At 60.3% G+C, this 19942-nt stretch carries 18 protein-coding genes; 14 read left to right on the forward strand and 4 right to left on the reverse strand.

What is annotated here, in order from left to right; all coding sequences use genetic code 11:
* The first annotated feature begins 4 nt into the window (after positions 1–4).
* Positions 5–2494 carry an ATP-dependent Clp protease ATP-binding subunit ClpA gene (gene clpA, locus NE852_RS09680; protein ID WP_258156450.1) on the forward strand — a complete coding sequence of 830 codons (2490 nt, stop codon included), beginning with the start codon at positions 5–7 and terminating at the stop codon, positions 2492–2494.
* 72 nt (positions 2495–2566) lie between these two features.
* Here the strand turns inward: clpA and NE852_RS09685 are convergent, their stop codons facing one another.
* From NE852_RS09685 to NE852_RS09700, 4 genes are all read right to left on the reverse strand, one after another.
* Positions 2567–2998 (reverse strand): HIT family protein, encoded by a 432-nt coding sequence (locus NE852_RS09685; RefSeq protein ID WP_008526927.1) that lies wholly within the window; start codon positions 2996–2998, stop codon positions 2567–2569.
* A gap of 53 nt (positions 2999–3051) precedes the next feature.
* Positions 3052–4242 (reverse strand): GNAT family N-acetyltransferase, encoded by a 1191-nt coding sequence (locus NE852_RS09690; RefSeq protein ID WP_008526926.1) that lies wholly within the window; start codon positions 4240–4242, stop codon positions 3052–3054.
* A gap of 80 nt (positions 4243–4322) precedes the next feature.
* On the reverse strand, positions 4323–5042 hold the full coding sequence (locus NE852_RS09695) for a glycerophosphodiester phosphodiesterase (protein WP_008526923.1): 720 nt from the start codon (positions 5040–5042) through the stop codon (positions 4323–4325).
* The gene (locus NE852_RS09700) at positions 5039–5509 is read right to left on the reverse strand and encodes a RidA family protein (RefSeq protein WP_008526921.1); all 471 of its coding nucleotides are present in this window, start codon (positions 5507–5509) and stop codon (positions 5039–5041) included. The genes NE852_RS09695 and NE852_RS09700 overlap by 4 nt, the downstream gene beginning before the upstream one ends.
* Before the next feature lie 136 nt (positions 5510–5645).
* Between NE852_RS09700 and NE852_RS09705 the strand changes: the two genes are divergently transcribed.
* The 13 genes from NE852_RS09705 to bamA all read left to right on the forward strand — a co-directional run bounded on the left by NE852_RS09705 (position 5646) and on the right by bamA (position 19932).
* Positions 5646–6482 carry a cell envelope integrity EipB family protein gene (locus tag NE852_RS09705; protein ID WP_008526919.1) on the forward strand — a complete coding sequence of 279 codons (837 nt, stop codon included), beginning with the start codon at positions 5646–5648 and terminating at the stop codon, positions 6480–6482.
* Positions 6483–6680: 198 nt separating this feature from the next.
* On the forward strand, positions 6681–7757 hold the full coding sequence (locus NE852_RS09710; protein WP_258156451.1) for a toxic anion resistance protein: 1077 nt from the start codon (positions 6681–6683) through the stop codon (positions 7755–7757).
* 14 nt (positions 7758–7771) lie between these two features.
* Positions 7772–9340 (forward strand): substrate-binding domain-containing protein, encoded by a 1569-nt coding sequence (locus tag NE852_RS09715; RefSeq protein ID WP_037171508.1) that lies wholly within the window; start codon positions 7772–7774, stop codon positions 9338–9340.
* Between the two features lie 7 nt (positions 9341–9347).
* On the forward strand, positions 9348–9965 hold the full coding sequence (locus NE852_RS09720) for a 5-bromo-4-chloroindolyl phosphate hydrolysis family protein (RefSeq protein ID WP_008526914.1): 618 nt from the start codon (positions 9348–9350) through the stop codon (positions 9963–9965).
* Complete coding sequence (locus tag NE852_RS09725; protein ID WP_008526912.1) at positions 9965–11071, forward strand: substrate-binding domain-containing protein; 1107 nt, start codon at positions 9965–9967, stop codon at positions 11069–11071. The genes NE852_RS09720 and NE852_RS09725 overlap by 1 nt, the downstream gene beginning before the upstream one ends.
* 186 nt (positions 11072–11257) lie before the next feature.
* Positions 11258–12025, forward strand: coding sequence for a 30S ribosomal protein S2 (rpsB, locus tag NE852_RS09730; RefSeq protein ID WP_008526906.1), 768 nt, complete (start codon positions 11258–11260; stop codon positions 12023–12025).
* 240 nt (positions 12026–12265) lie between these two features.
* Positions 12266–13192 (forward strand): translation elongation factor Ts, encoded by a 927-nt coding sequence (tsf, locus tag NE852_RS09735; RefSeq protein WP_258156452.1) that lies wholly within the window; start codon positions 12266–12268, stop codon positions 13190–13192.
* A 95-nt stretch (positions 13193–13287) separates the two neighbouring features.
* Complete coding sequence (pyrH, locus tag NE852_RS09740; RefSeq protein WP_008526892.1) at positions 13288–14010, forward strand: UMP kinase; 723 nt, start codon at positions 13288–13290, stop codon at positions 14008–14010.
* Between the two features lie 52 nt (positions 14011–14062).
* Complete coding sequence (frr, locus tag NE852_RS09745) at positions 14063–14623, forward strand: ribosome recycling factor (RefSeq protein WP_008526891.1); 561 nt, start codon at positions 14063–14065, stop codon at positions 14621–14623.
* Between the two features lie 37 nt (positions 14624–14660).
* Positions 14661–15404, forward strand: coding sequence for an isoprenyl transferase (locus tag NE852_RS09750; RefSeq protein WP_008526889.1), 744 nt, complete (start codon positions 14661–14663; stop codon positions 15402–15404).
* A complete protein-coding gene (locus NE852_RS09755; RefSeq protein WP_008526888.1) occupies positions 15404–16234 on the forward strand; it encodes a phosphatidate cytidylyltransferase in 831 nt (276 codons plus the stop codon). The genes NE852_RS09750 and NE852_RS09755 overlap by 1 nt, the downstream gene beginning before the upstream one ends.
* 28 nt (positions 16235–16262) lie before the next feature.
* Positions 16263–17396 (forward strand): RIP metalloprotease RseP, encoded by a 1134-nt coding sequence (gene rseP / locus NE852_RS09760; RefSeq protein WP_008526886.1) that lies wholly within the window; start codon positions 16263–16265, stop codon positions 17394–17396.
* Positions 17397–17592: 196 nt separating this feature from the next.
* Positions 17593–19932: an outer membrane protein assembly factor BamA gene (gene bamA, locus NE852_RS09765; protein WP_008526884.1), complete on the forward strand. Its 2340-nt coding sequence runs from the start codon at positions 17593–17595 to the stop codon at positions 19930–19932.
* Positions 19933–19942 lie beyond the last annotated feature (10 nt).

The raw sequence follows: 19942 nt of genomic DNA on the forward strand, positions 1-19942 counted from the left end.
GAACGTGCCAACATTTTCGCCTAGCTTAGAGAAGGCGCTCCATCAGGCACTGACCTTTGCCAACGAGCGGCACCACGAATATGCCACGCTCGAGCATCTGCTGCTCGCCCTGATCGACGATGCCGATGCGGCCGCGGTCATGGGCGCCTGCAATGTCGATCTCGACGCGCTGCGCAAGACGCTCGTCGAATATGTCGATAACGAACTTTCCAATCTGATCACGGGTTACGACGAGGATTCCAAACCGACCTCCGGCTTCCAGCGAGTCATCCAGCGCGCCGTCATCCACGTGCAGTCTTCCGGCCGCGAGGAGGTGACCGGCGCCAACGTGCTCGTCGCGATCTTTGCCGAGCGCGAGAGCCATGCCGCCTATTTCCTGCAAGAGCAGGAGATGACCCGCTACGATGCCGTCAACTATATCTCTCACGGCATCGGCAAGCGGCCAGGCGCTTCGGAGGCTCGCACGCCGCGCGGCGTCGAGGAGGAATCGGAAAGCAAGCCGACGGCCCGTGGCGGCGAGGAGGAAAGCGGCCCCAAGAAGCAGCAGGATGCGCTCAAGGCCTATTGCGTCAATCTCAACGAGAAGGCCAAGGGCGGCAAGATCGATCCGCTGATCGGTCGTCACGCCGAGGTGAGCCGCACGATCCAGATCCTGTGCCGGCGTTCGAAGAACAATCCACTCTATGTCGGTGATCCCGGCGTCGGCAAGACGGCGATCGCTGAAGGTCTTGCCAAGCGTATCGTCGAAGGCAAGGTTCCGGAAGCGCTCGCCGATGCGACGATCTTCTCGCTCGACATGGGTACGCTGCTCGCCGGCACCCGCTATCGCGGCGATTTCGAGGAACGCCTGAAGCAGGTCGTCAAGGAGCTCGAGGAATATCCGGGTGCGGTGTTGTTTATCGACGAAATCCACACTGTGATCGGTGCGGGCGCCACGTCAGGCGGCGCGATGGATGCATCGAACCTGTTGAAGCCGGCCCTGTCGTCAGGCGCGATCCGCTGCATCGGTTCGACCACCTACAAGGAATACCGCCAGTTCTTCGAGAAGGACAGGGCGCTGGTCCGTCGTTTCCAGAAGATCGACGTCAGCGAACCGTCGATCGACGATGCGATCGAAATCATGAAGGGCCTGAAGCCCTATTTCGAAGAGTATCACCATCTGCGCTACTCGAACGACGCTATCAAGTCGGCCGTCGAATTGTCGGCCCGCTACATCTCCGACCGCAAGCTGCCCGATAAGGCGATCGACGTGATCGACGAAACGGGTGCGGCGCAGATGCTGCTGCCGCCCTCGAAGCGCCGCAAGCTGATCACGGAAAAGGAGATCGAGGCAACGATCGCCACGATGGCCCGCATTCCGCCGAAGACCGTCTCCAAGGACGACGAAGCGGTACTTGCCAATCTCGAGCAGGAACTGCGTTCGGTCGTCTACGGCCAGGATATTGCGATCGAAGCCCTGTCGACCTCGATCAAGCTGGCGCGTGCCGGCCTTCGTGAACCGAACAAGCCGATCGGCTCCTATGTCTTCTCCGGTCCGACCGGCGTCGGCAAGACCGAGGTGGCGAAGCAGTTGGCGTCGTCGCTTGGCGTCGAGCTTCTGCGCTTCGACATGTCCGAATACATGGAGCGGCACACGGTTTCGCGCCTGCTCGGTGCACCTCCCGGCTATGTCGGTTTCGATCAGGGCGGTCTCCTGACCGATGGCGTCGATCAGCACCCGCATTGCGTGGTTCTTCTCGACGAAATCGAGAAGGCACACCCCGACATCTACAATATCCTGCTGCAGGTCATGGATCACGGCACGCTGACCGACCATAACGGCAAGAAGATCGACTTCCGCAACGTCATTCTGATCATGACTACCAATGCGGGCGCTTCGGAAATGGCCAAGGCCGCGATCGGCTTCGGCTCGTCCAAGCGCACCGGCGAGGATGAGGAGGCGCTGACCCGTCTGTTCACGCCGGAATTCCGCAACCGTCTTGACGCGATCATTCCCTTCGCGGCGCTGCCGACGGCTGTTATCCACAAGGTCGTGCAGAAATTCATCATGCAGTTGGAGGCTCAGCTTTCCGAAAGGAACGTCACCTTCGACCTGCATGAGGACGCGATCGCCTGGCTGGCGGAAAAGGGTTACGACGAGAAGATGGGCGCCCGCCCGCTTGCCCGCGTGATCCAGGACACGATCAAGAAGCCGCTTGCCAACGAAATCCTCTTCGGCAAGCTGAAGAAAGGCGGCGTCGTCAACGTCACCGTCGGCCCGAAGGAAGACGGCAAGCCCGGCATCGTGCTGGAAGCCATTCCGGATACGGCCCCGATCAAGCCGAAGCCGGAAGCCGAGGTCGCTCATCCCGAAGTCGACGACGAGGATGACGGCGAACTGAAGACGAAGACGGCCCGCAAGACCCGCGCCAAGACGGTCCCGCAGGCCGAGCCGGAGGTCCGCGACGCTCCGAAAAAGGGAAGCACGGTTCCCAAGGTTCCGCGCAAGAAGTGAGATCTGATCACTGAACTGGAAAAGGCCGCTCGACAGCGGCCTTTTTGTTTTGGTGCATCAGCAGAACCGGTGTTAAGCGAGCGCTGCCCTGATCTTTTCGGCATTGGCGGCAAGCACGGTGCCATCCTCCATCTTGCCGGAATGCGGCTTGAGCGGCACGCCCTCATGGCGAGGGATGATGTGGAAATGCAGATGGAACACCGTTTGCCCAGCGGCCGGTTCGTTGAACTGTGCGATGAATACGCCATCGGCGTCGAAGACCTCCTCAAGCGCCTTGGCGACCTTCTGGACGACGGTAATGGCATGGGTCAGGGTGATGGGATCGGCATCGAGGATATTGCGAGAAGGCGTCTTCGGAACGACGAGCACGTGTCCCGGCGCCTGTGGCATCACATCCATGAAGGCGACTGTATGTTGGTCCTCGTAGACTCGGTGCGAGGGAATTTCGCCGCGCAGGATCTTTGCGAAAATATTGTTGTCGTCATAGGCTGCCGGGCTGGTCATCGCGAAATCTCCTCAGTTCCTGTTGATCGGGTAGCGCGGCCGGCAGGGCGGCGTCAATCCTCCTGCTGACGCTCGCCTTTGCGGAATGGGCTGTGCTCGCTCAGCAGTTCGCTCATCTGTTCGACATCGGCACGCTCGCGCGCGAGATAGTCGCCGATCGCCCGGCGAAGGCCGGCATGGGCGACATAGTGGGCGGAATGCGTCGTCACCGGCAGGTAGCCGCGGGCGAGCTTATGTTCGCCCTGCGCCCCCGCCTCGACCCGTTTCAATCCCTTTGAAAGAGCGAAGTCGATCGCCTGGTGATAGCAGACCTCGAAATGCAGAAAGGGGTGATCCTCGATACACCCCCAGTGACGGCCGTAAAGCGTATCGCCGCCAATGAAATTGATCGCGCCGGCGATATAGCGCCCGTCACGCTTGGCCATGACGAGCAGGATGTCGTCGGCCATGCGCTCGCCAATCAGCGAGTAGAACTTGCGGGTGAGATAGGGCCGGCCCCATTTGCGGCCTCCGGTATCCATGTAGAATTTGAAGAACTGGTCCCAGATGCGTTCCGTGAGATCGCGGCCGGTCAGCCAGTCGACGCTGATGCCGTTTTCGAGAGCGGCGCGCCGCTCTTTGCGCAATGCCTTGCGTTTGCGCGAGGCGAGCGTTTCGAGAAACTCCTCGTGATTGGCATAGCCGTCATTGATGAAATGGAACTGCTGGTCTGTGCGGTGCAGATAGCCGTCCATCTCGAAGATGCCGATCTCCTCATCAGGCACGAAGGTGATGTGGGCCGAGGAGATGCCGAGCCTTCGCACGACCTCCTTCAGGCTTTCGGCGATCGCGTTCTGGATCGGCAGCCGCTGCAACCCCTCGGCGACGAGAAGACGCGGGCCCGTGGCCGGGGTAAAGGGGATCGAGCATTGCAGTTTGGGATAATAGCGTCCGCCGGCCCGTTCGAAGGCATCGGCCCAGCCATGGTCGAAGACGTATTCGCCCTGGCTGTGGTTCTTCAGATAGCCGGGCAGGGCGCCGATCAGTTCGCCGCGATCGGTCTCGAGCAGCAGGTGATGGCCGAGCCAGCCGGTCTCGGCGGTGGCCGAACCGGATTCCTCCAGCGACGATAGAAAAGCGTGGGAAACGAACGGATTGTAGGCAATCGTGCTGCCGGCCTTCGACGCCCCGGAAAGCCTGGACCAGCTCTCCGGGGAAATCGCGGTGAAGGAGCGTTCTACGCGAATGGATAGTTCATCGGTCATGGGGCAAATGCGAAGCCTGTGGGGAGGGGACGGTTCGGCTCTACCTCAGTCTGCGCATGATCTTGGCCAAAAAGCGAGCGTCAAACCGCCACACGCGGGTCGAAGCCCTCGAAGGTCATCTGGTCGGCATTTTCGAAAGTACGCCGACGAGCTTCTTCATCGCGCACCGTCCAGGTAATGACCGGAATATCCTTTTCGCGTTCGCCTGTGATAAACGCGTTCGGGAGGTCGCCATAATAATAGGAGATGAAATCAAGGCCGATCTCCATTGCCTTCGCATGGGTCTCGAACTCCTCCGGCGTGTTGCCGTTAGCGGTCAGGCCGAGCGGGTAGGGCGAGCCGAGCGCCTTCAGATCGCGCAGCAGCCAATGGTCGAAGCTCATCAGGGCGACTTTGCCCTCATAGCCGTCGAGCACTTCGAGCACGGATTCGGCAAAGCCCTCGTCATCGGCCTCGCGGCCCTTGAGCTCCAGCACCAACGGGACCTTGCCCTTGACGAGCTCGAGGAGTTGGCTGAGCGTCGGTACCTTGTCACCAGTGCCGCCGACGGCGATCAGGCCGAGTTCCCTCGACGTGCGTTCGCGAATGTCGCCGTTGAGGTTGCACAGGCGCTGCAGATCCTCGTCATGAAAGATGATCGGCACGCCGTCGGAGGCATAATGCAGGTCACATTCGATCGCAAAGCCGGCTTCGACGGCGCGCGAGAAGGCCGAAAGCGTGTTTTCCCAGACATGCTTGTTGAGGTCGTGATAGCCGCGATGGGCGACCGGCACGTCCTTGATCCAGTCGGCATTGGTCATTCTGCGATTTCCATGATAGCGTCAATTTCGACGGCGGCGTTCAGCGGCAGGGCGGCCATGCCGACGGCAGCGCGCGCATGTTTGCCGGCCTCGCCGAGCACACCAGCAATCAGGTTCGAAGCACCGTTGATGACGAGATGCTGCTCGATGAAGTCGGGCGCGGAAGCGACGAAGCCATTCAGCTTGATGACGCGACGGATGCGGCGGAGATCGCCGCCAAGTGCCGCCTTCGCCTGGGCAAGGATATTGATGGCGCAGAGTTCGGCGCCGCGCTGGCCGCCCGCAACGTCGACCGTCTTGCCGAGATGGCCTGATACGGCGACCTTGCCGCCTTCGAGCGGCAGCTGTCCGGAGATGTAGAGAAGATTGCCGCTGATGACATAGGGAACGTAGTTTGCGGCGGGTGCCGCAGCTTCAGGCAGGGTTATCCCCATCTCAGTCAGGCGCGCTGCAATTTCATCGGACATTTTCGTCTCCGCTTTTGTTGTCAATGTTTCAAAAATTATGCATCAAGACTAGAATCTTTAATATGACAGCTTCGAGCCTCGATTTGGCCGAAAGAGTTCTTATAACATCGCGGCCGAGTCCAACAGGAGTTAATGAATGTTCCGATCGAGTCTTGCCGCTCTGCTTCTCGTCAGCGCTTCCGCCAATGCATGGGCGGCCGCGCCTGCGGTGAGCGCGGCGATCGCGACCGGCCTCGTCGCCCATCGCGCCGTCTACGATCTGGAACTGAAGGACGCCTCGGACCGCTCTGGCATCGCCGGCATGTACGGTCGCATGGTCTATGAATTCGACGGCAACTATTGTCAGGGCTTTACCACCAATTTCCGCTTCGTGACGCAGATCAACACCGGCGACAGCGTGCGCGTCAGCGACCAGCAGACGAAGACCTTCGAAAATCTGAAGGATGGTAAGTTCACCTTCGATACCAAATCCTTCACCGACGACCAACTCGACAAGGAGGTCAACGGTGCTGCCCAGGATCAGCCCGATGGCGTGAAGGTCGATCTCACGCAGCCGGCAAGCCGTGAGCTTCAGCTTGCCGAAAGCCGTTTTCCCACAGAGCACATGCTCGACGTGATCCAGCATGCCAAGGACGGCAAGCGCTTCTTCGAGGCCCGCGTCTTCGACGGCTCTGATGACGGCGACAAGTCGCTGGTAACGACGACGATCGTCGGCAAACAGGAAATCCCTGTTGCCGAGGAGGCCGATTCCGGCAATGCAGGCGCCTTCTCCAAGGCCGCCTTCTGGCCGGTGACCATCGCCTATTTCAATGAGAATGCGAAATCGGACGCGCTGCCTGTCTACCGCATGTCCTTCAAGCTCTATGAGAACGGCATCACCCGCGATCTCACGATGGATTACGGCGATTTCGTCCTGACCGGAAAGCTCGCCAAGCTGGAGCTGCTCGATCGTAAGGCCGAGGCCTGCAAGTAAGCGCAGGATTTCTCAGCCGTCATAAAACTGTATCATAAAATTCACTATGGTTCGGCGACCGGCAATGGCTGAGTCGCCGGCGCGTCGTCGTGCTCTTCGAGCCGCGATCCTTGCTACCAAGCCATTGCGATCAAGCCTGTTTGTTCGAAGATAGGCCTTGAAGACCATCCTGCGCTGCAAGCTTGGAAAGCCCGACCTATGGCCGACACGGACCTCGCGACTGTTCAGAACGCCGCCCTGCCGGTCGTCGCCGCCGATCCGGCGGAAATTGCCCGCATTTCCGATAACATCAACATCAGCGACCGCGCCGGTATCTCGGTCTATGGCGACCGTGCCCAGCAGACTGTCAGCGACTATGCCGACAGGATCCTGCGCGAGGTTCGCAACAAGGATCTCGGCGACGTGGGCCGCCTGCTGACCGACATCATCCTCAAGTCGAAGAGCCTCGATCCGGCATCGCTGAAGGAGCAGGGTTTCCTCAGCCGCATGTTCCTCTCCGCCAAAGCGCGGCTCGAACGCTTCAAGGAGGCGTTCGAGGATGTGGCCGGCCAAATCGATCGGATCGGCCTCGAGCTCGACCGTCACAAGGATACGCTGAGACGCGACATCGCGTTGCTCGACGACCTTCACGAGGAAACCAGGCAGTCGATCACACGGCTCGACGCCTATGTGCAGGCCGGTAAGAATTTCGCCGAGCATTTCCGCAGCGTCGAGCTGCCGAAGCTGAAGGCTGAGGCCGAAGCAGCAGCGACCGGTCCCGGCGGCGGCATACTGGAAGCGCAAACCTATCAGGACAGCCTGCAGGCGCTCGACCGGCTGGAGAAGCGGGTGTTCTATCTGCAGCAGGCCCGTCAGCTCGGCATCCAGCAATTGCCGCAGATCCGCATCGTCCAGGCGGGCGACGAGACTCTGATCGAGAACCTGCAGGCGACCTCGGCGCTAACAGTGCCGGCCTGGAAGCAGAAGATGGTCATCCTGCTCGGCCTGACGCGGCAGAAATCGGCGCTCGATCTTCAGAAGGCGGTGACCGACGCCACCAATGACATGATCCGTCAGGCGTCGGAGATGATGAAGGACCAGGCGATCGCTATCGAACAGCAATCGCAGCGCGGAATCGTTGATATCGACACGCTTGCCAAGGCGAACAAGGATCTGATCGACACCATATCGGGCGTGCTTCAGGTTCAGGAAGAGGGGCGCCGGAAGCGGGCGCTCGCCGAGCAGCAGATGGAGCAGATGACGATCGAGCTCAAGAAGGCGATGACCCAGGCGTGATCGGCAACATGACGATGCGAGCGCTGTTTTCGAGCCTGGCACTTCTTGCCGCTCTCATTCTTTCGGGCTGCGATCCCTTCGGCAGGGGGCCGGATTTCTCGATCGTATCGGGATCGGAAAATACCGTCCTGCAGCCGATCGTCGAGGAATTCTGCAAGCAGAAGAACGCCACTTGCACCTTCAAATATGAAGGCACGCTCGATATCGGCCTGGCGCTGCAAAGCGACCAGGGCGTCGAGCAGGATGCTGTCTGGCCGGCTTCCAGCGTGTGGGTCGAGATGTTTGACACCAGGCGCCGCGTCAAGAGCCTCACTTCGATCGCGCAGACGCCGGTGGTGTTGGGCGTGCGCAAGTCGAAGGCGCAACAGCTCGGCTGGATCGGCAAGGACGTCTTCATGAAGGACATTCTTGCCGCGGTCGAAAGTGGATCGCTGAAATTCCTGATGACCTCGGCGACGCAATCCAACTCGGGCGCCAGCGCCTATCTCGCCATGCTGTCGAGCGCGCTCGGCAACAAGCCGGTGATCGAACCCGGCGATCTCGACGACAAAAACGTCCAGGAAAGCGTCCGGGCGCTGCTTTCAGGGGTAGAGCGTTCGTCAGGCTCTTCCGGCTGGCTCGCCGACCTCTATGTCGATTCCGCCCGCAAGGGTAAGCTCTACGATGCGATGTGGAACTACGAAGCGGTGCTGAAGGAGACCAACGATAAGCTCGCCGCCCTCTCGCAGGAGCCGCTTTACGCGATCTATCCGGCCGATGGCGTCGCCATGGCGGATTCGCCGATCGGCTTCGTCGATCACGGCCGCGGTGCGGAAGTCCAGACCTTCTTCAACGATCTGCTCGCCTACCTCCGTTCGGCTCCCGTACAGCAACGCATTGCTGATACCGGCCGGCGCATCCCGCTGACCGGCGTTGCGGCAAAACCGGAACCGAACTGGAATTTCGATCCCTCCCGGCTCGTGACCGCCATCCGTATGCCGGAGGCGGGCGTCATCCGCCAGGCGCTCACTCTTTATCAGGCGGCGCTACGCAAGCCGTCGCTGACTGCGCTGTGCCTGGATTTTTCAGGCTCCATGCAGGGCAATGGCGAGGACCAGTTGCAGCAGGCGATGCGCTTCCTGTTGACGCCCGACGAGGCGAGCAAGGTGCTGGTGCAATGGTCGCCTGCCGACCAGATCATCGTCATTCCCTTCGATGGAACGGTGCGCAGCACCTTCATGGCGAGCGGAAATCCATTGGAGCAGGAAGGCCTGCTGAACGAGATTTCCCGGCAAAGGGCGAATGGCGGCACGAATATGTATGCTTGTGCCGAGCGAGCTCTGCAGCAGATCGCCAGAACCGACAGGCTCTCGACTTATCTGCCGGCGATCGTCATCATGACCGATGGCAAGTCCGATGATCAAAGCCAGGCTTTCATGAGCGAATGGAACGCGACCGAGCCGCATGTACCGATCTTCGGCATCACCTTCGGCGACGCCGACAAGACCCAGCTCGACGCACTTGCAAAGCAGACCTCGGCGCGCGTATTCGACGGCGGTTCGGATCTCGCTGCCGCCTTCCGCACCGCGCGCGGTTATAATTAGGACGGGCATGCGTAACTGGCTCGGCAATGACGGTAACTGGATCGTGGCGGGGCTGGCGGCGGCAATTATCGTGCCCCTTCTGAGCTTTGCTGCCGGCATGCCCTATTGGATCGCTGCCATCATCGCCGCTTTGGTCTTTGCCGGTCTCGTTATTCTGCTGGCGCCGCGCCGGCTGTTCGAAGGCCTCGATATCAGGAGCATCGGCAGCGGACGCATCGCCTTCGCCCGCGATCTGCTGGAGGCCGCCGTTCCCTTTGCGCAGCGGCTGGAGACCGCCGCCGACACGATCAGCGATCGTCAGACCGCAATCGCTGTTCGCCATCTTGCCGAAATCGCTGCCGATGTCTTTGGCAAGGTTGAGGCCAAACCCGAAAGCGCGAACGCTGTGCGGCGGTTCCTTTCCTATTATCTGCCGCGCGCTGCTGAGGTGGCGGAAGGTTTTGCCGTCATCGAGGCCAAGCGCGCTCCCGACCCCAAGCAGCTGGAAGACGTCCGCGCCGTGCTGGTAAAGCTCGAAGACGCCTTCGTCCATTATGCCGATAGCCTGGTCGATGAGTCGCTCGGCACGCTCGACACTGATCTGCGCCTCATTCAGGCATCGCTCAAAGAGGATATCGGACGCTGATGGCCCTTTCTCGTCGCGCCTTTGGGGTGGGATTGCTCGGAGCCGGTGTCGTCGGCACGGGCGGTTATTTCGCCGTGCGTGATCGGCCGGAACTAAAGGGCCTGCTCGGTAGCCGCACGACGCTGTTCGGCTTCGTGGGCGGGGAGAAGGAGGCCTTCTTGGCCGATCCGGATGTCATCAGGGCGCTCGGCGGATATGGCTTGACGGTTGACAGCCGGGTGGCCGGCTCGGTGGAAATGGTGCGCGAACAGGCGCTGCTGTCGCAGCATCCGCAATTTCTCTGGCCGTCCTCCTCGATCATGGTCGATATCGCCAGGCAGAACGGCCTTGGCATCCGCAACGACCGCGTCGTGCTGAACACGCCTGTTGTCGTCTATTCCTGGCAGCCCGTCGTCGACGGACTGATGAAAGCAGGATTGGTAACGGTGACGAACGAAGGGCATCACCAGCTCGATCTCAGGGCGCTGCTCGATGCCATCCTTGCCGGTGCCGACTGGTCGAAACTTGGCGTCAATTCGCTCTACGGCCGTGCTCGCATTGTCTCGACCGATCCGAACCGCTCCAATTCCGGTTTCATGTTCGCAGGCCTCGTGCTCAGCCTTTTCAGCGGCAATGTCGCGACTTCAACCGATCTTGCCACGTTCAGCAGCAAAGTGCAGGCCATTTTCCGCAACATGGGATTCAAGTCGCCGTCATCAGGCAAGCTTTTCGATCAGTATCTGGCTGGCGGCCTCGGCGGCGAGCCGATGATCGTCGGCTATGAGAATCAGCTGGTCGAGTGGATCCTCGCCGATCCCGCGCGCTGGGAGCGCATCAAGGCGAGCGCAGGCGCAAAGCCGGTGGTGCTCTATCCGCGCCCGACCGTCTATTCCGCGCATCCGCTGATCGTCGTCGAAGAGACCGCCAACCGACTGATCGAGGCCTTGACCAGCCCAAGGCTGCAGGAGCTTGCCTGGACGAAGCATGGGTTCCGCGGTCCGCTCGGGACAGCTACGGGTAATGCAGACAGCGCCGTATCGGGCCTGCTGCCGGCCGAGATCGATGCCGTCCTCCCGACGCCCGACGCCGGTGTCATGCTGTCGCTGCTGTCGATGTTGGCAAGCTGAGGCGAATGAGGTCGGATTTTTTGGCATAAGCCTTGCTTTTGCGCCAAATCGAATGTATGGGCACCACCATTCCACACGTAAGGCATGGGATCGTCCGGGAGAAATCCGGGCTGTTCCGCCCGGTGGCATCCTCGAAGAGGGTGCTGTTCGCCTTGCGGAGGTTCAACCGGAAAAGGATAAAAAGGCATGGCATTGCCCGATTTCTCTATGCGCCAGCTTCTCGAAGCAGGCGTCCACTTCGGCCACCAGACGCACCGCTGGAACCCGAAGATGAAGCCGTATATCTTCGGCGACCGTAACAACATCCACATCATCGACCTGGCCCAGACCGTTCCGATGCTGTCGCGCGCCCTTCAGGTCGTCAGCGACACCGTTGCTCGCGGCGGCCGCGTTCTCTTCGTCGGCACCAAGCGCCAGGCGTCCGAGATCATCGCCGATAGCGCCAAGCGCTCGGCCCAGTATTACGTCAACTCGCGCTGGCTCGGCGGCATGATGACGAACTGGAAGACGATCTCCAACTCGATCCAGCGCCTGCGTAAGCTCGACGAAATCCTCGGCGGCGAAGCCCAGGGCTTCACCAAGAAGGAACGTCTGAACCTCGAGCGCGAGCGTGAAAAGCTCGACAAGGCTCTCGGCGGTATCCGCGATATGGGCGGCACTCCCGACCTGATGTTCATCATCGACACCAACAAGGAAAAGATCGCGATCGACGAAGCCAAGCGCCTCGGCATCCCGGTCGTCGCCATCATCGATTCGAACTGCGACCCTGACCTGATCGACTATCCGATCCCGGGCAACGACGACGCATCGCGTGCGATCGCTCTTTACTGCGAGCTGATCTCCCGCGCCGCCATCGATGGCATCGCGCGTCAGCAGAGCTCTTCCGGCCGCGATCTCGGCGCATCCTCCGAAGTTCCGGTCGAGCCGGCTCTCGAGGAAGCAGCCGAAGGCTGATGAAAGCGGGCGGACCGAAAAATCCGCCAAAGCTTGCAGAGACTGGGAAAGGCCGCTCGCGACTCATCGAAGTTCGGCGGCCTTGCCTGTTTCAGGGCGAAGGCATCAGGCGCTTCGCCAGATAAGTTTCGATATGACGCGTCTTCATCACGCTGTCATACATACAGGTACATTTCGTGCGTCAATCCGGTGCCGCGCCGCGCTTTGCGGCCCACCGTATGAACCGACAAGAGGAAGCTAATGAGCGAGATTACGGCTGCAATGGTGAAGGAACTGCGCGAGAAGACCGGCGCAGGCATGATGGACTGCAAGAAGGCTCTTGCTGAAACCAGCGGCGACATGGAAGCGGCGATCGACTGGCTGCGCGCCAAGGGCATCGCCAAGGCCGACAAGAAGTCTGGCCGTACCGCTGCCGAAGGCCTCATCGGCGTGGCGAGCGCCGGCACCAAGGCCGTCGTCGTCGAAGTCAACTCGGAAACCGACTTCGTCGCTCGTAACGACGCCTTCCAGGATCTCGTCCGCGGCATCGCCAAGGTCGCCGTATCCACCGACGGCACCGTCGATGCCATTGCCGCTGCGACCTACCCGGCATCCGGCAAGTCCGTCTCCGACACGATCAAGGACGCGGTCGCAACGATCGGCGAGAACATGAACCTGCGCCGTTCGGCTGCGCTTTCCGTCGAAGACGGTGTCGTCGCAACCTATATCCACAATGCCGTTTCCGACGGCCTCGGCAAGCTCGGCGTTCTCGTTGCGCTGAAGTCGACCGGCGACAAGGAAGCCCTGAACGCGATCGGCCGCCAGGTGGCCATGCATATCGCTGCGACCGCGCCGCTGGCGATCCGCCCTGAGGAAGTCGATGCCGCCGTCGCCGAGCGCGAGCGCAACGTCTTCATCGAGCAGTCGCGCGCTTCCGGCAAGCCCGACAACATCATCGAGAAGATGGTCGAAGGCCGCATGCGCAAGTTCTTCGAAGAAGTCGCACTTCTCTCGCAGGCTTTCGTCATCAATCCTGACCTGACGGTTGCTGCTGCTATCAAGGAAGCTGAAAAGGCCGTTGGCGCGCCGATCGAAGTCGCCGGCATGGCCCGCCTTCTGCTCGGCGAAGGCGTCGAGAAGGAAGAGACCGATTTCGCAGCCGAAGTTGCGGCTGCCGTCAAGGGCTGATCTTCCAGCCATAATTTGGAAAACGCCAGGGCATCGCGTGACAACGCGATGCCCTTCGTGTATCGGGCATTCACGGCAATTTACGAGGAGCCAAGATGTCTTTAGAGCCTGTCTATAAACGCGTTCTACTCAAGGCTTCCGGCGAAGCGCTCATGGGTGGCCAGGGTTTCGGGATTGATGTCACGGTGGCGGACCGCATAGCATCTGATATCGCCGAAGCGAGGCATATGGGCGTGGAAGTCGGCGTCGTCGTCGGTGGCGGCAACATTTTCCGCGGCGTCGCGGTAGCGTCCAAGGGCGGCGATCGGGTGACCGGCGACCATATGGGCATGCTCGGCACCATCATCAACGCGCTCGCGCTGGCGACCTCGCTGCGCAAGCTGAACATCGATACGGTGGTGCTTTCAGCCATCTCCATGCCTGAGATCTGCGAGAGCTTCTCGCAGCGCGCAACTCTCTATCATCTGTCGATGGGTCGCGTGGTGATCTTTGCTGGCGGCACCGGAAATCCCTTCTTCACCACCGATTCTGCCGCAGCACTGCGCGCCGCCGAAATGGGCGCGGAAGCAATCTTCAAGGGCACCCAGGTGGACGGCATCTATACTGCCGATCCCAAGAAATATCCCGATGCGACCCGCTTCGATCGCCTGACCCACCAGGAAGTTCTGGACAGGGGACTTGCGGTCATGGATGTTGCCGCCGTGGCGCTTGCCAGGGAAAATTCCATTCCGATCATCGTCTTCTCGATCCACGAGAAAGGCGGTTTTGCTGAAATCTTGACGGGCGGTGGCCTCAAGACCATCGTCTCCGACAATTGATAAGAGCTGCGCCGCGTATTCGGCGCAGTCCTCTCCAGACGGGAGTATCGACATGAGTGAAGGTATCGACATCAAGGAACTGAAGCGCCGCATGGACGGCGCGGTTTCCGCGTTCAAGAGCGACATTGCATCGCTGCGCACCGGCCGCGCCTCGGCCAATATTCTCGACCCGGTGACGATCGAGGCCTATGGTTCGCGCATGCCGCTGAACCAGGTTGCCAACATCACCGTACCCGAGCCCCGCATGCTGACTGTTTCCGTCTGGGACAAGTCGATGGTCGGCGCAGTCGATCGTGGCATCCGCGAATCCAATCTCGGCCTCAACCCGATCGTTGATGGCCAGAACCTGCGTATCCCGCTGCCGGAACTGAACGAGGAGCGCCGCAAGTCGCTCGTCAAGGTGGCCCATGATTACGCCGAAAAGAGCAAGGTTGCGATTCGTCACGTCCGCCGCGACGGCATGGACGGCCTCAAGAAGGCCGAAAAGGATGGCGTGATCGGCCAGGACGAGGGCAGGGCGCAGTCGGAGCGCGTACAGAAGATGACGGACGAGACGATTTCCGACATCGACCGCTTGCTTGCTGAGAAGGAAAAGGAAATCATGCAGGTCTAAGGGATCTGTGCCTTTGCCTGGAAAGACCGGACGGGAAATGTCGGAAGCTGCATTTGTAACTGTGCCAGAGCATGTTGCCATTATCATGGACGGCAACGGCCGTTGGGCCAAGCAGCGCGGTCTGCCGCGCACGATGGGTCATCGCAAGGGTGTCGAGACGGTGCGCGAGACGGTGCGCGCCGCCGCCGCCGCGGGCATCAAATATCTGACCCTCTTTGCCTTCTCCTCGGAGAACTGGCGACGGCCCGAGGCCGAGGTCTCCGATCTGCTCGGCCTGCTCAAGGCCTTCATTCGGCGCGACCTTGCCGAACTTCATCGCCAGAACGTGCGTATCAAGGTCATCGGCGACCGCCACACCCTGCGAAGCGACATTCTCGGCCTGCTGCTGGAGGCGGAGGAAACGACCAAAGAGAATAGCGCGCTGACGCTCGTCATCGCCTTCAACTACGGCTCGCGTGACGAGATTTCACGCGCCGTGGTGAGCTTGGCTAGAGATGTCGAAGAGGGCCGGCTGAGGGCGCAGGACATTACGCCCGCGCTGATCAACGCCCGGCTCGACACGGCCGGTATCCCCGATCCCGATCTTATCATCCGCACCAGCGGCGAGGAGCGGCTTTCCAATTTCCTTCTTTGGCAGGCCGCCTATTCGGAATTCGTCTTTCTTCCGGAATATTGGCCGGATTTCAGCCCCGATGTCTTTCGCTCTGCGCTCGAAAAATTCGCCTCTCGCGACCGGCGCTTCGGTGGCCTGTCGTCGCAAGCAGCTGCGGTCGGCACCTGATGCAGAGGGAATTGAAGCTCCGCATCGTTTCGGGACTGATTCTTGCTGTCATTGTTCTTGCGGCCACCTGGTACGGCGGCCTTGCCTTCCGCGCCCTGGCGGCGGTAATCGGCCTGCTGATCTACTATGAATGGTCCAGGATTACGGGCGTCGCGCGTGACTGGGTCGTCAATGCCGTCGGCTGGATCGGCGAGGCGGCGATTGCTTTTCTCGTGCTTGTCGGCAATTTCGAATTTGCCGCCGGCATGCTGGTCGGCGTCACCGCCGTCGGCATCGCTCTGATTATCGTACATGGCGCGAGCCGCTGGTTTCCGGCAGGTCTGTTTTATGCAGGTGCCACCGGCCTGGCCCTTGCCGCGATCAGAAGTGACGATCGGCCGGGCCTATACGCCATGCTCTTCGTCTTCGCCGTCGTTTGGGCAACCGATATCCTGGCCTATTTCGTCGGCCGGGCGCTTGGCGGTCCGAAGCTGGCGCCTTCGATCTCACCAGGAAAGACATGGTCAGGCGCAATAGGCGGCGCCGTTTCAGCGGTCGCGGCCGGCGTCTTTCTCGTGCATTTTCTTCTTCCCGGCGCTGAAATCATCGCCGCTTGCGTGGCGCTTGTTTTGTCGGTTTGCAGCCAGTCGGGTGATCTTTTTGAATCGTTCATCAAGCGGAAATTCGGCGTGAAGGATTCGAGCCGTCTCATTCCGGGGCATGGCGGCGTCATGGACCGGGTCGATGGACTGATTTTCGCCTGCTTTTCGGCGTTCTTGCTTGCTGGGCTTTTTTCCGTGATAAAGGGAAACGGAATGACGTCGCTCGGTGCGGCGTTGTTCGGCCTCTAACGACGCGGCAGCCTGACGGAAGGACCCCATGGAAGCGGTGACCGGCATATTCGGATTTTTGACGGGCTATATCGTTCCGTTCGTCCTCGTGCTCTCGCTGCTCGTCTTCGTGCATGAGATGGGCCACTATCTCGTCGGGCGCTGGAGCGGAATCCGCATCCTCGCCTTTTCGGTCGGCTTCGGTCCTGAAATTTTCGGCTTCACCGACCGCCACGGAACGCGCTGGAAGATTTCGCTGATCCCGCTCGGCGGCTACGTCCGGTTCTTCGGCGACGAGGATGCCTCGAGCAAACCCGACGCCGACAAGCTCGCTGCCATGTCCGAGGAGGACAGGGCACGTTCCTTTGCCGGCGCAAAGCTGTGGAAACGTGCGGCAACCGTCGCGGCCGGCCCGATCGCCAATTTCCTGCTGGCGATCGCCATCTTCACCATTCTTTTTGCGGTCTATGGCCGCACCGTCGCCGATCCCGTCGTGGCCGAGGTCAAGCCGGATAGCGCCGCGTCGGCCGCCGGCATCCTTCCCGGCGATCTGCTGGTCGCCATCGACGGCGGCAAGGTTGAGACGTTCGACGACGTGCGCCGGTATGTCAGCATCCGCCCGAACCAGAAGATCGTCGTGACGATCGAGCGTAGCGGCCAGAAACTCGACCTGCCGATGGTGCCGCAACGCACCGATATGACGGACCAGTTCGGCAACAAGATCGAGGTGGGGCTGATCGGGATCGTCACCAATCAGGAAGTCGGCCACTTCCGTCTTCAGACCTATACGCCGCTCCAGGCGCTGCGCGAAGGCGTGATCCAGACCCGGGATATCGTGACCGGCACCTTCAAATATATCGGCAATCTTCTGACCGGATCGATGCGGGCCGATCAATTGGGCGGACCGATCCGCGTGGCGCAAGCTTCGGGCCAGATGGCTACGCTTGGAATAGGTGCCGTGCTGCAGCTCGCTGCGGTGCTTTCGGTTTCGATAGGATTGCTTAACCTGATGCCGGTTCCGGTACTTGATGGCGGCCACCTGATGTTCTATGCGGTGGAGGCCGTGAGGGGGAAACCGCTCGGCTCCGCGGCCCAGGAAATTGCATTTCGCATCGGCCTGGCGATGGTACTGACACTGATGGTTTTTGCGACTTGGAACGACATTAGCGCGCTCATAGGATAAACGCGCAAGGTGAGGTAATTACTATTTATTTACGATGTTTCAAGGCTGTAGTGGCGAATGGGTCACGCTTGGAAATGAAGTAAACAGAAATTAACGACCTCCCTTGCTTGTATGTCAAAAGCGGGTAAAACGACACACGTGACCGGAATCGGGTTCTCCCGGGGACGGGGACGAGGGAAAAAAGGTAATAGGTGAAATGAAGGCTGGTTCAAAGTTTTTGAACGCAGTATCGGCGGTTGCGCTGTCTGCTAGTGTTGTTGCTTCGGGCGCAGGTGCTTTGACGTTCGTTTCTGCTACGGCCGCTGAGGCCGCGGTTATCCAGCGCATCGATGTGCGCGGCGCAAGCCGTGTCGGCGCGGAAGCCGTCCGGTCGAACCTCACCATCGCGCCCGGCAAAAGTTTTTCGAACACCGATATCGATAACTCCGTGAAGCAGCTCTACGGAACGGGTTACTTCTCAGATGTGAAGATCTCGGTTTCCGGAAGCACGCTCGTCGTCAACGTTCAGGAAGCCCAGCTCGTCAATCAGGTCGTCTTCAACGGTAACCGCAAGATCAAGGACGACAAGCTCGCGACGCTCGTCCAGACCCATGCTGCCGGCCCCTATAGCGACACTCAGATTCAGTCCGACATTCAGGCGATCAAGGATGCCTATGCCGCCACCGGCCGCAGCGAAGTCGAAGTGACGACGCAGGTCGTGCCGCTCGGCGAAGGTCGCGTTAACCTCGCTTTCGTCATCAACGAGGGTGACCGCACCAAGATCGACGCGATCAATTTCGTCGGCAACAATGCCTACAGCGCCGGCCGCCTGGCTGCCGTCATCCAGACCAAGCGCTCGAACTTCCTTTCGTTCCTGACCCGCAAGGACGTCTACAACGAAGACAAGCTCCATGCCGACGAAGAAGCGCTGCGGCAGTTCTATTACAATCGCGGTTATGCCGACATGCGCATCATTTCTTCCGATGCCACGTTCGACGAGGCGACCAACAAATACACGCTTACCTTCAACATCGAGGAAGGCCAGCGTTACGATTTCGGGCCGGTGACCGTCCAATCGACCGTCGAAGGCGTCGGCTCGGATCAGTTGCAGCCGCTGGTGCGCACGAAGGAAGGCCAGCTCTACAGCGCCAAGGAAGTACAGAAGTCGATCGAAGCGATCTCCGATCAGGTGGCCTCTGCCGGCTATCCCTTTGCGCGCGTAACGCCGCGCGGCAATCGCGACCTTAACAACAACACGATTGGCGTCGAATATCTGGTAGACCAGGGCGAGCGCGCCTATGTCGAGCGTATCGAAATTCGCGGAAACAGCCGCACGCGCGACTACGTTATCCGCCGCGAATTCGACATGAGCGAAGGCGATGCCTTCAATCAGCAGATGATTACTAAGGCCAAGCGTCGCCTTGAAGCGCTCGGCTACTTCTCTTCCGTCAACATCACCACTCAGCCTGGCAGTTCGCCGGACCGTGTTGTTGTGGTCGTTGACGTGCAGGATCAGTCGACCGGTTCGTTCGGCGTCGGTGCGGGTTATGCGGCCGGTGGCGACGGCCTGCTGCTCGAAGCATCGATCGAGGAAAAGAACTTCCTCGGCCGCGGCCAGTACATCCGCATCTCTGCCGGCGGCGGCGAAGAAGGTTCGCGCAGCTACGGCGTGAGCTTCACCGAGCCCTATTTCCTTGGCTATCGTCTCGCGGCAGGCTTCGACGTCAATCGCAGCGAAACGTCGAGCAACAGCAATTACGACTATGAGGAAACCAGTGTCGTCCTGCGCGTCACTGCGCCGATCACCGAGGATCTGGCGACGACCTTCCGTTATAACTACAAGCAGATGAAGTATGATGCGAGCAACAGTGATCTTGCCGATCTGTCCGCTCCATATCAGCACCTCGTCGAGGATAGCCCGTGGACGCGTTCCTCCGTCTCGCAGACGCTGACCTACAACACGCTTGACGATATGGTCCTGCCGCGCGAAGGCATCTATGCGACGGCGACGCAGGAAATTGCCGGCCTCGGCGGCGACTCGCAATTCTATAAGATCTACGGCAAGGCACGGTATTACCGCCTGCTCGCCGACGATGCCGATATCATTGGCTCTGTTTCGGCCTCGGCAGGTTACGTCGTCGGCTTCGGTGATCACCTGAATGTCTTCGACCAGTTCACTCTGACCAACGGCGATATTCGTGGCTTTGAAAACAAGGGCATTGGCCCGCGTGTTTCGGGCAGCAAAGATGATCCGCTGGGCGGCACGACCTATTTCACGGCATCGGCTGAAGCGACCTTCCCGATGCCCGGCTTCCCGCGCGATTTCAACCTGCGCGGCGCGGTCTTCGCCGACGCCGGCACGTTGTTCGGCAACGACGTTGACCTGAGGGGCGACGGCATTGATGGCGAAGATGCCTCCCTGCGCGCTTCTGTCGGTGTCGGCGTCGTCTGGCAGTCTCCCTTCGGTGCATTGCGCCTGGATTACGCAATCCCGGTTCTCAAGGAAGACTTCGACAAGACGCAAAACTTCAAGTTTGGCATCAACAACCAATTCTGATATCGGCAGT

Source organism: Rhizobium sp. Pop5, from assembly GCF_024721175.1.
Taxonomy (GTDB): Bacteria; Pseudomonadota; Alphaproteobacteria; order Rhizobiales; family Rhizobiaceae; genus Rhizobium.

Coding starts and splice junctions, on each gene's coding strand:
- NE852_RS09720 (WP_008526914.1), top strand. CDS start 9,348: ATGCGTAACTGGCTCGGCAATGACGGTAACTGGATCGTGGCGGGGCTG.
- NE852_RS09710 (WP_258156451.1), top strand. CDS start 6,681: ATGGCCGACACGGACCTCGCGACTGTTCAGAACGCCGCCCTGCCGGTC.
- NE852_RS09690 (WP_008526926.1), bottom strand. CDS start 4,242: ATGACCGATGAACTATCCATTCGCGTAGAACGCTCCTTCACCGCGATT.
- NE852_RS09725 (WP_008526912.1), top strand. CDS start 9,965: ATGGCCCTTTCTCGTCGCGCCTTTGGGGTGGGATTGCTCGGAGCCGGT.
- NE852_RS09695 (WP_008526923.1), bottom strand. CDS start 5,042: ATGACCAATGCCGACTGGATCAAGGACGTGCCGGTCGCCCATCGCGGC.
- NE852_RS09700 (WP_008526921.1), bottom strand. CDS start 5,509: ATGTCCGATGAAATTGCAGCGCGCCTGACTGAGATGGGGATAACCCTG.
- bamA (WP_008526884.1), top strand. CDS start 17,593: ATGAAGGCTGGTTCAAAGTTTTTGAACGCAGTATCGGCGGTTGCGCTG.
- NE852_RS09705 (WP_008526919.1), top strand. CDS start 5,646: ATGTTCCGATCGAGTCTTGCCGCTCTGCTTCTCGTCAGCGCTTCCGCC.
- NE852_RS09715 (WP_037171508.1), top strand. CDS start 7,772: ATGCGAGCGCTGTTTTCGAGCCTGGCACTTCTTGCCGCTCTCATTCTT.
- rseP (WP_008526886.1), top strand. CDS start 16,263: ATGGAAGCGGTGACCGGCATATTCGGATTTTTGACGGGCTATATCGTT.
- tsf (WP_258156452.1), top strand. CDS start 12,266: ATGAGCGAGATTACGGCTGCAATGGTGAAGGAACTGCGCGAGAAGACC.
- NE852_RS09750 (WP_008526889.1), top strand. CDS start 14,661: ATGTCGGAAGCTGCATTTGTAACTGTGCCAGAGCATGTTGCCATTATC.
- NE852_RS09685 (WP_008526927.1), bottom strand. CDS start 2,998: ATGACCAGCCCGGCAGCCTATGACGACAACAATATTTTCGCAAAGATC.
- rpsB (WP_008526906.1), top strand. CDS start 11,258: ATGGCATTGCCCGATTTCTCTATGCGCCAGCTTCTCGAAGCAGGCGTC.
- pyrH (WP_008526892.1), top strand. CDS start 13,288: ATGTCTTTAGAGCCTGTCTATAAACGCGTTCTACTCAAGGCTTCCGGC.
- frr (WP_008526891.1), top strand. CDS start 14,063: ATGAGTGAAGGTATCGACATCAAGGAACTGAAGCGCCGCATGGACGGC.
- NE852_RS09755 (WP_008526888.1), top strand. CDS start 15,404: ATGCAGAGGGAATTGAAGCTCCGCATCGTTTCGGGACTGATTCTTGCT.